The organism is Halovivax cerinus (assembly GCF_024498195.1).
Taxonomy (GTDB): Archaea; Halobacteriota; Halobacteria; order Halobacteriales; family Natrialbaceae; genus Halovivax; species Halovivax cerinus.
In genome coordinates this window covers 2,097,443-2,110,877 of sequence record NZ_CP101824.1, presented here as the reverse complement: position 1 = coordinate 2,110,877, position 13,435 = coordinate 2,097,443, and the positions used below count along the sequence as shown (strand labels likewise).

Genomic DNA, 13,435 nt, shown 5'->3' with positions numbered 1-13,435 from the left:
CGTGGATCCCGACTCCGTACGCGAGACCGATCGGGTTCCCCACGGCGGCACGACGGATCCGACCGTCCGCGACTGCAGCGCGAACGTCAACCCGGAGACGCCGGAGGGCGTCGAATCGGTCTACCGCGACGCGCTGGAGGCGGCGGGTCGCTATCCGGACGACGCGTACCCCGATTTCCGGGCGGCGGCCGGCGAGTACGTGGACTGCGAGGCCGACCGCGTCGTCCCGACGGCCGGTGGGCTGGCCGCGATCCGACTCGCGATCGGCGTCGCGGTCGAACCGGGCGACGAGGTACTGGTCCCCGCACCCAGTTTCGGCGAGTACGCCCGCGAAGTGCGACTCCAGGGCGGGGAGCCGCGATTCGTCCCGCACGACGAGGTGCTATCGGCCGATCCCGACGACTGTGCGCTCGCGATCGTCTGTACGCCGAACAACCCGACCGGCGAGACCGCCGATCCGGACGCGCTGGCCGACTTCGCCCGTCGCTGCGAGGAGTGCGCCACGGCCCTCCTGGTCGACGAGGCGTTCCTCGGGTTCACGTCGCTCCCCTCCGCCGCGTCCCTCGGTATCGAGACCGTGATCGTCGCGCGGTCGCTGACGAAGCTGTTCGGTCTCCCGGGCCTGCGCGCCGGGTTCGCCGTCGCGCAGGGTCCACTCGGCGACGCGCTGGAACGGGCACGACCGGCCTGGAGTCTCGGGACGCCGGCGGCTCGCGTCGGGGCGCACTGTCTGCGGGATGAAGGGTTCGTCCGCGAGACGCGAACGCGCGTCGACCGCGAGCGAAAGCGACTTCGTGACGGGCTCGAAGCGACGGGGTTCGCCGTCGACCCGTCCGAGGCGCCGTTCGTCCTCGTCGACTGCGGTGACCGGGACGTCGACGCCGTACTGACCCACGCCCGAGAAGCGGGAATCGTCCTCCGCGACGCGCGGACGTTCCGCGACCTCGACTCGCACGTCCGTATCGCCGTTCGCGACCGGGAGACGACGGACCTGGTGCTGGAGGTGCTCGACGGTGGGTGAATCGACGGTGGACGACGTCGCTGCCGACGGCTCGATCGTGGAATCGACCCGCCGCGCGGGCGTACTCCGGGTGTACCGGCCGGGAACGACGTGGCTCCACACGGGGTGGAACGGCGGCCGCGTCGGCGCCGACGCGGCGTACAACGTCGCCGTCCCCGAAAACTGGGAGACGTCGGACCTCCCGACCTACGTCGAAGCACGCCTCGACTCGGCGGGATTCGAAGACGACGGCCCGGTCCTGCTGACGGGCGTCTCGATGGATCACGCCCGCGGCGCCCGCTGCGGGCCGGTGATGGCCGTCGCGACCGTCGGACTCTCGAACCCGGCAGCGCTCCCACGTGAGCCGACGGGCGGTTCCCTGCCGACGGATGGCGAGCGTTCGGAGACCACCGGAACCGTCAACATCCACGTCGTGACCGATCGGGCGCTCGCCGACGGCGCGCTGGCGAACCTCGTCGCGGTCGCCGCCGAGGCCAAAGCCGTGACGCTGCTCGCCGAATCCGGCTTCCCGGGAACGACGAGCGACGCGATCACCGTCGGGCACGATCCGAACGGTACCCTCGCCGAATACTCCGGTAGCGCGACGCCCGTCGGCGCGGCGACGCGGGCGTGCGTTCGCGAAGCCGTGACGGCGTCGCTACACGCCAGGTACGAGAACCAGGGTTCGGTTCCCGCAAGCGTCGACGAGGCCCGCTACGGCACCACGACCGACGTCCGCGCGGACGTCTTCTCCGTCCCGAAAAGCGATCCGTGAACCGCCTGGAGGCTCGCACTTTCACTTTCACTCCGCTCGGGTCGCTTTGACGTACTGTCCGTGCCTCCGACAGAACATGAGCACGAACGCGGTCGTCCTCGACGACGAATCGGCCGGCCAACCAGCCCTGCAGCACGACGAACCCGCCGACGAACTCGAACGCCGGATCGCCCGGACGGAACGCCGGCGCATCGACGTCACCGAACTCGACGTGACGAGCCTGGAGACGTTCGTCGAGGAGAACGTCGGCACGCACCTCGTCTCGCTCGAGCACCGCGGTGGACGGACGTACCTCGTCCTCGAGTGACGTTCCGGAGCCGGCGATCGTCCCGGAGGAGGATCCGGACGCGGTACACACCGTAGAGTGCCGATTCTGTGACGATACGGGCCGAACGGAACCGATCGACACGACGCGGGGCCAACAGCTATCACGGTCGACCCGAAACCGGTTCGCATGCCGGGACCAGCCGTTCTCTCGGGCGAGCAGGTGTCTTTGCACCCGATCCAGCGAGAAGACGGGCGATTCTGCCAGGAGTTGCTGAACGAACCGCGGGTCCGGCGGCGAATCGCGAGCACCGATCCGATCACGGCGGCGGACGAGCGCGACTGGATCGAGTCACAGGGGGAGCGAGACGGGTTCGACTTCCTGATCTGTCGCGATCCCGCGCCGACCGACGGCGACGACCCGCTCGGCCTGGACGACGGCGGCGTGCCCGACCCTGTCGGAACGATCGGCCTCACCCCAACACACGACGTCTGGGGGACGGCGGAGGTCGGCTACGCGATCACCCCCGACCACTGGGGAAACGGCTACTGCACTGACGCGCTGAAACTCGTCTGTACCTATGCGTTCGAAGAGCGCCGCATCGCCAAACTCCACGCCGAGACGTTCGCCACCAATCCGGCGTCGGCACGCGTGCTGAACAAGGTCGGATTTCGGAAGGAGGGGTCGTTCCGCGATCACGCGTTCGTCGACGGGGAGCGCGTGAACGTCATCCGGTACGGGTTGCTGGCCGAGGAGTGGTGACCGCGGGACGTCTCGAGCATCACGTCATTCGGCTACCGGAACGACGCCCGATACGATTCGATATCGGTTGCGACGAGGGGGCGAAGGAGGCGCCGTCGGTCGTCCGGCAACGGTTCGATGAGTCGCTCGAATTCGGCTCGCTGTGCGACTATCATTCCTGTCGCCTCGTCGTCGCCACAGAGACGCCAGAGGTTCCACGGATCGTCGTCACCTCCTTCGTACTGTCGCAGGTCGAGTCTGAACTGATCGTACGTGAAGTAGGTGCGCCCGATCTGTTCGGCCCGTTCGACGTCCGCCTGGCCCGCCCCGGCCGCGACCGCTCCCAGTCCCGTCATCGAACCGAAGAGATACGATTGGCGGTCGACGAGGGTCCGATACGTTTCAGCGGAGGGCTCGCTCGAGTATTCGACGACCAGCGACCCCACCGTCCGAACGGCTCGTTCGGACCAGTAGTCCGTCGCCGGCTGCCCGAGTCGGCCGATGTGACGGACGAACAGAGGAAACAGGAGTTCGTTCGTGACGAGTACGTCCAGTTCGTGTCCCGCCCTGACGTCACCGTCGATCACGTCGTCGACGATGTCGTAGTACTCCATCGCGATAACTGCGGCTCGAAGCACCTGGTCTAGCGAGTCACCGTCCGGATCGTAACTCAGGAACAGTTGTTCGACGAGGTGGTGGATGACGACGGTCGGCCGTGACGATCGCTTCGGGAGAGCCTCCGTGGACTGGAAGGCCACGTGGCGGATCTGACGTCGGAGTTCCGGCTGGTCGATCTCGGAGAGGACGTCCGAGACGAGATCGTGAAGGCGCTCGAAGAGGGTTTTCAGCTGTGACCGGACGGCAGCTTCGTCGGTATCGTCGATTTCGAGTGGACCTGGGAGCATGAGTGAAGCCGATCTGTTGGACGGGATCGAGACGAGAGGGTCTGGTACGACGACCGGCGACCCTGGGTTCCACCGGCCGTCGGGGATCAGTTACCAGCCAGGGCAGTCACAGTAGTACTCGGGACGCATCCCAATTTCTCCATCACACATCTCACTCGATTTGATGATTCGACACCGATACTCACAGGAACAGTCGTCGTCGCAGCCGTCAAAATGGCAGCTCAGTACGGTCGCGTTCGACTCGCCGTCCGCCCGGAAAGAAATGCCGAATTCGTCGATATCGGGCTTGAGGACGACGTGAACGACGCCTTCGTCGATTTCTTTCTGAAGGTGAACCAACGCCGTTGGACCGCCGTCGTAGGCCACTGCATCGACTGCGACGAGGGGATCCGAACTCGACGACGACGGGCCGAGTTGCTCGATACCCAGTGCGTCGATCGACGGCTCGTCGATGAGTCCCTCGTCGGCGAGCGGTTCGAGGATGGCGTCGCGATCGAGTGCAGCCTCGACCGATTCGACACTCTGGTAGGAGCTGACGGCCTCTTCGGCGGCTTCGTCGCTGAAATCGGCCACCGACCCGGCAGAGGCGACCCCCGTCGCGGCGATCGCCCCGCCAGCGGCGCCGGCAGCGGTGAGAATTCGACGGCGACTCGCGTGTGGTTCGTCAGAATCGGGTTGCTCGTTGTAGTTAGACATAGCGTCCAGCCGAAGGTTCAAATTGTTGCCGTATATATCTTATCATTTGGTTATACTTATACTAGTATCAATATTCGCGGTCAGAACGAAAACGACGGTGAAAAATGGTTACGACGGCCCACCCTCCGGAGAGACCTGAGAGCGCGACGACTGTCCCGAGACGATACAGACGATCACGGTCCACTCACCCGGCATTTTCAGTGAAAGTGGGCGATCGACGGAGACCAGAGTGACCGGGTATCGAATCGAGCACCGGCAGGTCGGCCAGTCGGTCCGGCCGGTCTCGGTAGCAAGACACTTCCGCCTCTCCGCCCTTCGGTCGGTCGTGAGCCACGGCGACAGGGACGAGCGATCTGCCTCCATCGACGCATCCCGGACTGCTGTCACAGATCGGGGTGGAAACGAGCCGCCGGATAACCGCGGGGACGACGCTCGCCGCGTCGAGGTTTACCCCGGCAAAGAGGTCGTCGTCGACTTCGATCTGGACCTGACGTTCGAGTGCGTCGACGAGTGTACCTGGTGCTGTCACCACGGCGTCCTGCTCTACGGCGCGGATCTCGTCGAGCTCGCCACCCGGGCGAACCTCTCCGAGACGACGACGGACTTTCGCGGCGAGAAATTCGTCACCCGCGAGCCGAAAGCCCGCGAGGACCACGTCGCCGACGACGGCCAGGCCTGCGCCTTCCTCGGCGACGATGGGCTCTGTCAGCTCCACCTGGACGACGAACACGACTGGAAGCCGACGCGCTGTTCCGTCTTTCCCCTCGCGGTCAGTCGCGAGGCCGACGGCCTTCACGTCGACGTGCGCGACTCGGCCCGGGAGCACTGCGAGGGACTCGGCGTCTCGAACCGGCGCGTCGTCGACGAGCTATCCGCATTTCTCCCCGAACTGCTCTGGGACCTGGAGAATCCCGATTCGGAGCGAGTGCTGTGAGTACGGTCGATCGTCGGCTCCCATTCTCGGCCGACGAACAGTCGCTGCGAACGTGGATAACGACTTAGACGAACCGTGGTATACGCACTCGCATGGGACAGAAACAGGCGGCACCGACACACTCGCGCTGTCTCAACTGTGGATACAGCGCTCCGGACGGCGACGACACGTGGAACCGGATCGACGTCCCGGGACTGGGGCGGATGAGTCAGTGTCCCGAGTGTACGAGTACGAATCTCATCACAGGTATCTCGATCAACTAGCGCCCACGCTCCGTCGGCAGCCGACGGGCGCGCGACCGGTCGGGACGGAGACAGACTCTTTGGCGTCCCGCCCCTTGATGACGGCATGAGTCAGGACGCAGCCGACCTTCCCGAGACAGACGAGGAGTGGCGAGAACGCCTCACGGACGAGGAGTACGAGATACTCCGCGAGGCAGGAACCGAGGCACCCTTCAGCGGCGAGTACGTCGACCACGACGGCGACGGGACGTTCGCCTGTGCCGGCTGCGGGGAGACACTCTTCGACGCGACGACGAAGTTCGACCACGGCTGTGGGTGGCCGAGTTTCTACGACGCGCCCGAGGACAGGATCGAGACGCGCCTCGACACCAGCCACGGCATGCGCCGCACGGAAGTGCTGTGTGCGAACTGTGGCGGCCACCTCGGCCACGTGTTCGAGGACGGCCCAGAACCGACGGGACAGCGCTTTTGCATCAACTCCGTCGCGCTGGACTACGAGGACGACTGACGGCACGGCGGCCGCGCCGATCCGCCACCAGCCGGCGAGTGCGACATCCCGTCGCCGTCCGGGTCGCTATCGATCCGGCATCGTCCGGTAGCGCGCGAGCCCCGTCATGTCGGGGCGATCCCCCGCGGGAATCGTCGAGTGCGACGTGCGACCGAACCCGCTCACGGACTGCCGGGTCCGGCCCGAGTCCTCGCCGTCGGTCGACCGGTCGCCGTCGAGCAGCCCCTCCCCGCCGACGTCGAGGAGACCTCCGTCTTCGTCGCCGCCCTCGGCGTCATCGCGTTCGCCGCCCTCCGTCTCACCGTCGTCGTCCGCTGCCTCCCCGTCGCCCGTCGAAGTGTCGCTCGAGAGGGATTCAGCTTCGTCGACGAGGCCCGCCGTCACGTCCCCGAGCTCACCGTCGTCGCCGGACTCGCCGCCATCGTCTTCACCGCGATCGTCGTCGCTCCCGTCGTCGTCGCTCCCGTCGCCGTCCTCCTCACCGCCGACGCCGAGTACGTCGTCGATACCCGTCCCCACCTCGTCGAGGGCGCCCTGAAGGACGTCGATGATCTCGTCACCGGCGGTTTCGTCCTCGGACTCCGACTCGGCCGGCGCGCCCCCCGCAGCGGACTGGCCCGCCGCGTCGTGGCCGGCCGCCGTCGCAGGTTCGCCGACCGGCCCGTCCGCCAGGAGGGATGCCAGCGTTACCGTCGCGTCTCGCTCCTCGGCGTCGAACGACCCACCGACGGCCTCGTCGTCGGCCAGCCGGGACAGCGTTACCAACGCCCGAAGCGACGCCACATCGTCCGGATCGCCGGCGAGGATTGCCGCCGGAATCGAGTCGGCGCCGTCCGGGCGATCGATATCGAGCGCCGCCAGGAGCGCCTCCGGCTCGGTGTCTTCGAGCAGGGCGGCCGCGTCCGATCCGAGCGCGCGAAGCGTGGACCGGCCGGAGTCGGACAGGGCATCGGCTGGTTCGGACTCGTCACTCCGCGCCGCCTCGTCAGGAAGCGCGTTCGTCGCCTCATCGAGGAGGTCCCAGACCCGTTCTGTGACGTCGTCGATCGTGGACTGCGGTACGGTACTCATTGGTTGGCCCCGATTCGCTGCTACGATTCGTCACCGTCGTCGGTGACAGCGTCGACGATTCGACCGGCCATCTCCTCGTGCGTGATGTTCGCGGTCACGCCGATGTCCTTCGCGATCGACTGGAGATCGCGGTAGGAGATGGACTGGAGGTAGGCTTCGAGGGTCTCCGTCTTGAGCGAGTCGAGGTCGTCGGCGTCGATCGATTCGGCGTCGACGGCGTCGGGGACCGTCGCCTCGGACGCCTGGGTGTCCTCCCCGGACGCCGCTTCGGATTCCGACTCGTCCCCTGACGCCGATTCGGATTCCCCGTCGTCTCCAGAGTCCAATTCGTCGTCCACGTCCTCGGGTTCCTCGCCGTCGGCCACGTCGGCGTCCCCACTCTCGCCACCGATGGCGTCGGTGATGATCGAGCCGAGCCCGGCATCCCGCGCGGCGTCGACGACCGTGGCGAGTGCCGACCCGCGCTCTCGTGACTCGGAGAGAGCGTCAGCCAGGCCATCGCGGACCGCCGTCGCGAGATCGGCGATAATGTCTCGCGGATCGGCCGACTCGTCGATGGTGTCGAGCGTCTCCTGGACGCGCCGGCCGATGGCCGAGCCGACCCGTTGGCCGGCCGCCTCGCCGAGCCGGGCGCCGACCGCTCGCCCCACCTCCGCGGAGTCGACCTGCTCGCCCAGCGACTCGCCGCCGACGAGTCCGTCGACGAGTCCGTCGACGTCGAACTGGTTCGTCGCCTCCTCGACTACGACCTCCGTCATGGAATCGGTGTCACTCATTGGAACCAGCGCTCGGTGCGACCGTCACGATTCGGCACTCGCGGCCTCCTCGGTCGATTCGTCGGAATCGTCGGCGGACTCCGACGTGGCGTCGTCGGTACTGTCCGAGTCGTCGGCAGCGTCCGCCGTTTCGTCGTCCGCCGAGTCGGCCTCACTCTCGTCCGTGTCGGTATCGTCCTCGCCGTCGGCCTCCTGTCCGTCGCTCCCCTCGTCTCCGGCCGCGTCGGTGTCGTCCTCACCCTCGGCTTCCGTCCCGTCGCCACCTGAGAGGAGGTCGTCGACGACGAACGAGCCGATCGTCTGGCCGAGTATCGCCCCGACTCTGCGACCGGCCATCGCACCGATCGCTCCGCCGAGGGCCTGTCCAAGGGGTTCGTCCCCGTCGAGCGAATCCTCCCACTGCGTGCCCTCGAGTAACTCCTCGATGTCGATACTCCCCGTGATCTCGCCGTACTCGACCCGGTCGGTCAGGCTTCCGTCGCTCATTTGGTTCCTCCGAAGTCGTCCGTTTCGTCGTCGTGTTGTCGAGCAGGTGGCCGTACCGTGGTCGGTCGTCCGTGGGCGGTCGTCCCAGCACCGTCGATCGTCGCATCACCGCCAGTCGTCCCAGCACCATCGGTCGGTGCATCACCGCCAGTCGTCCCGGGAATCCAACCGCCGTCGGCGGCCGCGGGTTCCGCTTCCTCGCCCTCGCCGCCGGAGTCGCCGCCCCCGTCGCCCGTTCGCTGATCGACCGCTGCGACGAGGCGCTTCAGCCCGGTCTGGAGGGCCCACGAGAGTGCCTTCTCCACCGGGATCGAGGGCACCAGACTCCCCACGACAGACCGCACTCGCGAGCCGATCGACCGGAGGATCCCGCCCCCGGACTCGCCGCCGTCTCCCTCCGCTTCCCCGGACTCGTCACTCTCCGCCTCCCCGGATTCGTCGCCCGCATCTTCGGATCCCTGCTCGTCGGACGATTGGTCCTCGGAGTCAGCTTCCGAGTCCGAATCGGGTGCCGATTCACTTTCTTCGGACTCGTCGCTACCGTCGTCGTCTCCGGACCCGCCGCCGGCGAACGGAATCAGACCGACGAGGCGTTTCTTCAGGCCGCCCAGTATCGAACTCGGCGTCAGCTTCCCCAGGGCGCTCCGGAGCCCGGACAGCAGTCCCCCGCCACCGCCGCCGATCCCGTCCAGGAGGCCGGCGACCTGCGACAGGAGATTGCCGAGTAATCGCTGCTCACCCGGCACGGCAGAGACGTCGAGGTCGAGTTCGGGCAGGTGAATCTCGAGGCCGAGCAGGTTGACGTGGAGCCCCTCGAGCAGGACGTGGAGGACCGTCGCCGACCCCTCGGGCTCGTCACCTGCCTCCCTGATCGTGACCGCCTCGGCCTCCTCGATCTCGACCGCCTCCATATCGGACGATTCGTCGCTCTCGCCAGAGGACGCGGATCCCTCGTCCGTCGCCGACGACTCGGCGTTCTCGCCGGTCGATTCGGACTCGCTGTCCGCCGACGACTCGTCCGATCGCGCGTCATCGGTCTCGGACGTCTGTTCACCGTCGCCCGATTCCTGCTCGCCGCTCCCTTCCTGCTCCTCGGCACTTCCCTCCTGCTCCTCGCCGCGGTCTTCTTGCTCCGTGCCGCGGCCTTCCTGCTCCGTGCCGCCCGCCTGTTCGTCGGTTCCGTCCTCCTCGCGTTCGCTATCTCCCTGCTCGCGCGCCGCGCTCGAGGCGACGGCAAGCGCCGATCGTTTCTCGCCGGACCCCGCCTCCCCGGATTCGGCGGCGTCCGTGTCCTGTTCGTCGCCGGTCGACTCCTGTCTCGCGTCGGATGACGGCGGCATTCGAATCAGTCCCAGTAAAGACCCGCCGGAGGCCAGGTTCTTGGCCTTGCACGTGCTACTTTACGGTCGTGAGGCCGACCGCGGGATCCGTGATCGCGGCGGGGGACACGGGCGCAACGAGAACAGAACTCACTACGGAGCCGCCGTTGGAACGCAATATAACAACTAAACTGGGCGCGTAGTTTCAGACCACGCTATATTCCCCGCCCATCGTTTTAGAAATCCTCAATAAGGTATGTTCGTCTCCGGCCCCGAGCGACGACATGAGTCGCCGCGCACTGTTGGTCCTCGCCGTCACGTCGGTCGTCCTCCTCGGAGGCTGTCTCGAAGCGATCCCCGACGAATCGTCCGTCGGCACAGCAGACGAACCGTCGGTGGTCGACGAGCTCGAGGGTGACGACGTCCTCGAGATCCACCACATAGACGTCGGGCAGGGCGACGCGACGGTCGTCCTCGCACCGAACGGCGAGACGATGGTGATCGACTCCGGCGACTGGCACGACGATGGCGAGCAGGTGCTCTCGTTCCTCGAGGATCGCGGAATCGACCGAGTCGACCACCTGGTCTCGACACACGGCCACTCGGACCACATCGGCGGCCACGCCGCTATCATCGAGCACGTCGAGACCCAGGGCGACGGCGTCGGCGCCGTCTACGACTCGGGCGTCGCCCACACGTCGAAAACCTACGACGGCTACCTCGACGCGATCGAAACGCACGACGTGTCGCTCAAACAGGTTCAATCGGGTGATACGTTCGACCTCGATGCCGTCGAGGCTCGCATCCTGAATCCGCCCGCGGACGCGACGTCCGACGACATCGACGCGAACGGCGTCGTCCTCCGACTCGATTACGGCGACGTCTCGTACCTGACGACCGGCGACGCCGGCGCCGACGCCGAATCGCGACTCGCCGAAACCCGGGGGAACGCACTCGACGTGGACATCTACCAGGCGGGCCACCACGGCTCGTCGACGAGTTCGACCCCGGCATTCCTCGACGCCGTCGATCCGTCGATGACGGTGATTTCGAGCGCACAGGACAGTCAGTACGGGCACCCACACGACGAAGTGCTCCAGTCGTTCGCGGATCGTGACGTCGAGACCTACTGGACGGGCGTCCACGGCGACGTCCTCGTCGCGACCGACGGCGAGTCGATCGCCGTCGACACAGCGAGCGATGGACCGACGGACGCCGCAGCACTCCGCGACGAGAAGCCAGCCGACGGCGAGTCGCGCCTCCCACCGCCCGCAACCGTTTCGCCGGGCGCGCTCGTGGTGGGGATTCTTCCCCTCACGGCGCGGACGGTGAGGTACCCATGAGCGCCGACGAAACCGCCGTCCTCGATCGCATCGTCGACGACGAGACGGCCGTCCTGCTGCTCGAAGACGACGGCGAGGTCGTCGACCAGGTGACCCTCCCGGCGGATCGACTGCCGGCGGACGGTCGGTCCGACGGGGCCGTGTACGACCTCGAAATGGACGACGGCGACGTCGTCACTCTCGCTTACCGGGCCGACGAGACCGAGTCGCGTCGCGAATCGGCCCAGAGTCGATTCGACCGGCTCGCAGAACGCCTGGACGACGAGTAAGAGCCCGGCTGATGCTCACTCCGAGTCCTTCCACTCGCCGTACTCTCCCTCTCTGAACTCCTCTTTGGCCTCGCGCTCTCGCGGCCAGACCGTCACTACCACGATCGCGAGGGCGTACGCGACCACGATCACGACGACGACGGAACCGGGGACGGTCCCGACCGCAGCGTCGTCGACGCTCGCCTGCGTGGGGGCAAAGGCCGTCACGCGGAATACCCAGGCGAAGAGCAAGACCCCGAGGAGCGCGGCGTAGATCCGTTTGAGTCTGTTCGCGACCGCCTCTCGCAGCGTGATCTTGACCGTCGGGCGGCGGTAATCTTCGCTGAGTTCGGTGCGCCAATCCGCGTGTTCGAGCCCGCGGTCGGGATCGAGCGCAGGCGCGAACAGGTTCTGCTGGAACAGCCGAATTCGCGAGCGGTAGACGTCGTAATCGCGATATCTTCGAGCCTCGATGAGGAGGAAGACCGTCGCGACGACGACGCCGACGAGGACGATGTAGTGTGGGTTGTCCGGGCTCGAAAACGCCCACGTGAGGATCGCGGCCATGACCGTCACCGTCCACGTCGTCGTCTGATCCAGACGTGATCGCCAGGTCGTCTCCCGGTCGAGTTCGCCACGGTAGGCGTGCCCGAGAATCGCCGACAGGTACGAGGGATCGTCGTCGATGGCTTTGCCCACGTGGGCCTCGTCTGGGTCGTTTCGGTCCGCACTCACGGAACCTCACCCGGGTTCGATCGTCGCGGTGGGACGCGGCGTCCCGACTCACCCGGGAGGTCGATACGAGTCTCGATTCGGGGACGTGACTGGCGCCGCATAGGGTGTTCAGGGAGTACGCGACCGAAACCGAAGAACACCGGGCCAGCGTCCGCCGCTCGACGAGTACCGATCGACGGCAAGCGTACGCATCGGATCGGTCTGACCGGTCACAACTCGGCGGTTCTCGTGTGACTCCAGTTTGTCAGACCTCGGCGGTCCGGGAGTCGGAGACCACGGTGACGAGATCGGCCTCGTCAACTTCGAACGTGATCCGATCCGAGATGCAGACGGTCTCGTCACCCGGTTCGTAGTCGACGATCCCGCGATCGCGGAGCCGCGGCAGGTGATTGTGACACAGCGCGACGCGGGCTGCCGTCGGATCGTCGAACGAGCGACTCCCTGCGCGTTCGACCAGTCGTTCAGCCAACACCGATATCGGCAGCGGCCCGCTCGCAGCCAGAATCGCACAGAGCTGACGACGATCGCGGTGGGTGAGCAGTTCGGAATCGTCGACGGCCTGCACGGGAGGTAAACTCATTATGGTGCCTCTACGTTAGCGACGGGACCGACGCCCCTGTGCAACCGGACTGTACTATCAGTGTTTCAAGTCGGGGTCGGGAGTATCGGGCGCTGCGTACTCCGCAGAGACGACCAGCGTATTTCCGATCAACGTCTGGTTCGCCCGCTGAATGCGTTTCGAGAGCGACTGCTGCGTGATGTCGAGATCGTCCGCGACGTCGGAGAGCGACGACTCCCTCGGCGTCTCGAAGTAGCCGGCCTTCCACGCGGCGACCAGCGCCTCCTGCTGTTTCGGCGTCAGTCCGTACTGACCCCCGGTCTTGGGCTGTGACAGCTGTGTGAGTTGCTGCAGGCTGAACGCGATCCGGTGTTCCTCACAATAGTCCTGAAAGGCACCAAGCTGGTCGCGGTCGTCGAACCGCATGCGAAGCTCCCACCGCTGGTCGGTCCCCGTCGCCTCCAGGATCACGGCCTCGATCTCGGTGTACGCGTACAGGACCGACTGGACCTGCGCCGTCCACTCCGCACGGTAGAGTGCCGAGTCGGCGAACTCGTCCAGTCGCTTGATATGCTGAATCGTTGGATCGTCCTGTGCCGCCGACTCGAACGCGCCCGGTGAGACGCCCGAAATCCAGAAGTAGGGTGTCAGGACTTCGTCCGTGACCACCACGCGTTCGATCTCGATCCCCATTTCCGGCACCGCCGTGAGCGTCTCGTGAAGAGCGAACGCGGACGACGGAACGCGGAATTTACCGAAGAGACTCACAACACGCGTAAGCAAGCTGCCGATAAAAATGGTGAGATAAGGTAGAAATCGAGATATTCCAGGA

18 protein-coding genes are annotated in these 13,435 nt (G+C 66.4%); 9 read left to right on the top strand and 9 right to left on the bottom strand.

Going from position 1 to position 13,435, the window contains the following annotated elements; genetic code table 11:
- The first annotated feature begins 1 nt into the window (after position 1).
- The 4 genes from NO366_RS09800 (at position 2) to NO366_RS09785 (ending at position 2,802) form a co-directional block, all read left to right on the top strand.
- Entirely contained in the window at positions 2 to 1,021 is a 1,020-nt protein-coding gene (locus tag NO366_RS09800) for a pyridoxal phosphate-dependent aminotransferase (RefSeq protein ID WP_256530613.1), read from the top strand.
- 7 nt (positions 1,022 to 1,028) lie between these two features.
- A complete protein-coding gene (locus NO366_RS09795) occupies positions 1,029 to 1,775 on the top strand; it encodes an adenosylcobinamide amidohydrolase (protein WP_305880588.1) in 747 nt (248 codons plus the stop codon).
- Positions 1,776 to 1,851: 76 nt separating this feature from the next.
- Positions 1,852 to 2,082 (top strand): hypothetical protein, encoded by a 231-nt coding sequence (locus tag NO366_RS09790; protein ID WP_256530612.1) that lies wholly within the window; start codon positions 1,852 to 1,854, stop codon positions 2,080 to 2,082.
- 147 nt (positions 2,083 to 2,229) lie between these two features.
- A complete protein-coding gene (locus tag NO366_RS09785; RefSeq protein ID WP_256530611.1) occupies positions 2,230 to 2,802 on the top strand; it encodes a GNAT family N-acetyltransferase in 573 nt (190 codons plus the stop codon).
- Between the two features lie 32 nt (positions 2,803 to 2,834).
- On the opposite strand, the gene NO366_RS09780 is transcribed toward NO366_RS09785, so the two are convergent.
- Positions 2,835 to 3,686 (bottom strand): hypothetical protein, encoded by an 852-nt coding sequence (locus NO366_RS09780; protein ID WP_256530610.1) that lies wholly within the window; start codon positions 3,684 to 3,686, stop codon positions 2,835 to 2,837.
- A 90-nt stretch (positions 3,687 to 3,776) separates the two neighbouring features.
- Complete coding sequence (locus tag NO366_RS09775; RefSeq protein WP_256530609.1) at positions 3,777 to 4,382, bottom strand: hypothetical protein; 606 nt, start codon at positions 4,380 to 4,382, stop codon at positions 3,777 to 3,779.
- A gap of 325 nt (positions 4,383 to 4,707) precedes the next feature.
- Between NO366_RS09775 and NO366_RS09770 the strand changes: the two genes are divergently transcribed.
- The 3 genes from NO366_RS09770 (at position 4,708) to msrB (ending at position 6,066) form a co-directional block, all read left to right on the top strand.
- Positions 4,708 to 5,316, top strand: coding sequence for a hypothetical protein (locus tag NO366_RS09770; RefSeq protein WP_256530608.1), 609 nt, complete (start codon positions 4,708 to 4,710; stop codon positions 5,314 to 5,316).
- 92 nt (positions 5,317 to 5,408) lie between these two features.
- Positions 5,409 to 5,579, top strand: coding sequence for a hypothetical protein (locus NO366_RS09765; RefSeq protein WP_256530607.1), 171 nt, complete (start codon positions 5,409 to 5,411; stop codon positions 5,577 to 5,579).
- Between the two features lie 85 nt (positions 5,580 to 5,664).
- Positions 5,665 to 6,066: a peptide-methionine (R)-S-oxide reductase MsrB gene (msrB, locus tag NO366_RS09760; protein ID WP_256530606.1), complete on the top strand. Its 402-nt coding sequence runs from the start codon at positions 5,665 to 5,667 to the stop codon at positions 6,064 to 6,066.
- 66 nt (positions 6,067 to 6,132) lie between these two features.
- Here the strand turns inward: msrB and NO366_RS09755 are convergent, their stop codons facing one another.
- From NO366_RS09755 to NO366_RS09740, 4 genes are read right to left on the bottom strand one after another with little or no spacing between them, the layout of a single operon-like run.
- Positions 6,133 to 7,137, bottom strand: a complete 1,005-nt coding sequence (locus NO366_RS09755; protein WP_256530605.1) for a hypothetical protein — start codon at positions 7,135 to 7,137, stop codon at positions 6,133 to 6,135.
- A 20-nt stretch (positions 7,138 to 7,157) separates the two neighbouring features.
- Positions 7,158 to 7,895, bottom strand: a complete 738-nt coding sequence (locus NO366_RS09750; protein WP_256530604.1) for a hypothetical protein — start codon at positions 7,893 to 7,895, stop codon at positions 7,158 to 7,160.
- A gap of 42 nt (positions 7,896 to 7,937) precedes the next feature.
- Entirely contained in the window at positions 7,938 to 8,399 is a 462-nt protein-coding gene (locus tag NO366_RS09745) for a hypothetical protein (protein ID WP_256530603.1), read from the bottom strand.
- Positions 8,396 to 9,739, bottom strand: a complete 1,344-nt coding sequence (locus NO366_RS09740; protein WP_256530602.1) for a hypothetical protein — start codon at positions 9,737 to 9,739, stop codon at positions 8,396 to 8,398. Before NO366_RS09740 ends, NO366_RS09745 begins: the two co-directional genes overlap by 4 nt.
- A 263-nt stretch (positions 9,740 to 10,002) precedes the next feature.
- Here NO366_RS09740 and NO366_RS09735 point away from each other — a divergent pair, with 263 nt between their 5' ends.
- Together NO366_RS09735 and NO366_RS09730 are read left to right on the top strand one after the other, a co-directional pair.
- Entirely contained in the window at positions 10,003 to 11,061 is a 1,059-nt protein-coding gene (locus NO366_RS09735; RefSeq protein ID WP_256530601.1) for a ComEC/Rec2 family competence protein, read from the top strand.
- The gene (locus NO366_RS09730; protein WP_256530600.1) at positions 11,058 to 11,330 is read left to right on the top strand and encodes a DUF3006 domain-containing protein; all 273 of its coding nucleotides are present in this window, start codon (positions 11,058 to 11,060) and stop codon (positions 11,328 to 11,330) included. The genes NO366_RS09735 and NO366_RS09730 overlap by 4 nt, the downstream gene beginning before the upstream one ends.
- Positions 11,331 to 11,345: 15 nt before the next feature.
- On the opposite strand, the gene NO366_RS09725 is transcribed toward NO366_RS09730, so the two are convergent.
- The 3 genes from NO366_RS09725 to NO366_RS09715 all read right to left on the bottom strand — a co-directional run bounded on the left by NO366_RS09725 (position 11,346) and on the right by NO366_RS09715 (position 13,371).
- Positions 11,346 to 12,044 (bottom strand): DUF2270 domain-containing protein, encoded by a 699-nt coding sequence (locus NO366_RS09725; RefSeq protein ID WP_256530599.1) that lies wholly within the window; start codon positions 12,042 to 12,044, stop codon positions 11,346 to 11,348.
- 244 nt (positions 12,045 to 12,288) lie between these two features.
- Positions 12,289 to 12,624 (bottom strand): DUF7344 domain-containing protein, encoded by a 336-nt coding sequence (locus tag NO366_RS09720; RefSeq protein ID WP_256530598.1) that lies wholly within the window; start codon positions 12,622 to 12,624, stop codon positions 12,289 to 12,291.
- A 57-nt stretch (positions 12,625 to 12,681) separates the two neighbouring features.
- Positions 12,682 to 13,371 (bottom strand): helix-turn-helix domain-containing protein, encoded by a 690-nt coding sequence (locus NO366_RS09715; protein WP_256530596.1) that lies wholly within the window; start codon positions 13,369 to 13,371, stop codon positions 12,682 to 12,684.
- Positions 13,372 to 13,435: the final 64 nt, after the last annotated feature.

Excerpts from the sequence above, each read along its gene's own strand:
- NO366_RS09790 (WP_256530612.1), top strand. The coding sequence starts at position 1,852 with ATGAGCACGAACGCGGTCGTCCTCGACGACGAATCGGCCGGCCAACCA.
- NO366_RS09785 (WP_256530611.1), top strand. The coding sequence starts at position 2,230 with ATGCCGGGACCAGCCGTTCTCTCGGGCGAGCAGGTGTCTTTGCACCCG.
- NO366_RS09780 (WP_256530610.1), bottom strand. The coding sequence starts at position 3,686 with ATGCTCCCAGGTCCACTCGAAATCGACGATACCGACGAAGCTGCCGTC.
- NO366_RS09775 (WP_256530609.1), bottom strand. The coding sequence starts at position 4,382 with ATGTCTAACTACAACGAGCAACCCGATTCTGACGAACCACACGCGAGT.
- NO366_RS09765 (WP_256530607.1), top strand. The coding sequence starts at position 5,409 with ATGGGACAGAAACAGGCGGCACCGACACACTCGCGCTGTCTCAACTGT.
- msrB (WP_256530606.1), top strand. The coding sequence starts at position 5,665 with ATGAGTCAGGACGCAGCCGACCTTCCCGAGACAGACGAGGAGTGGCGA.
- NO366_RS09755 (WP_256530605.1), bottom strand. The coding sequence starts at position 7,137 with ATGAGTACCGTACCGCAGTCCACGATCGACGACGTCACAGAACGGGTC.
- NO366_RS09750 (WP_256530604.1), bottom strand. The coding sequence starts at position 7,895 with ATGACGGAGGTCGTAGTCGAGGAGGCGACGAACCAGTTCGACGTCGAC.
- NO366_RS09745 (WP_256530603.1), bottom strand. The coding sequence starts at position 8,399 with ATGAGCGACGGAAGCCTGACCGACCGGGTCGAGTACGGCGAGATCACG.
- NO366_RS09740 (WP_256530602.1), bottom strand. The coding sequence starts at position 9,739 with ATGCCGCCGTCATCCGACGCGAGACAGGAGTCGACCGGCGACGAACAG.
- NO366_RS09735 (WP_256530601.1), top strand. The coding sequence starts at position 10,003 with ATGAGTCGCCGCGCACTGTTGGTCCTCGCCGTCACGTCGGTCGTCCTC.
- NO366_RS09730 (WP_256530600.1), top strand. The coding sequence starts at position 11,058 with ATGAGCGCCGACGAAACCGCCGTCCTCGATCGCATCGTCGACGACGAG.
- NO366_RS09720 (WP_256530598.1), bottom strand. The coding sequence starts at position 12,624 with ATGAGTTTACCTCCCGTGCAGGCCGTCGACGATTCCGAACTGCTCACC.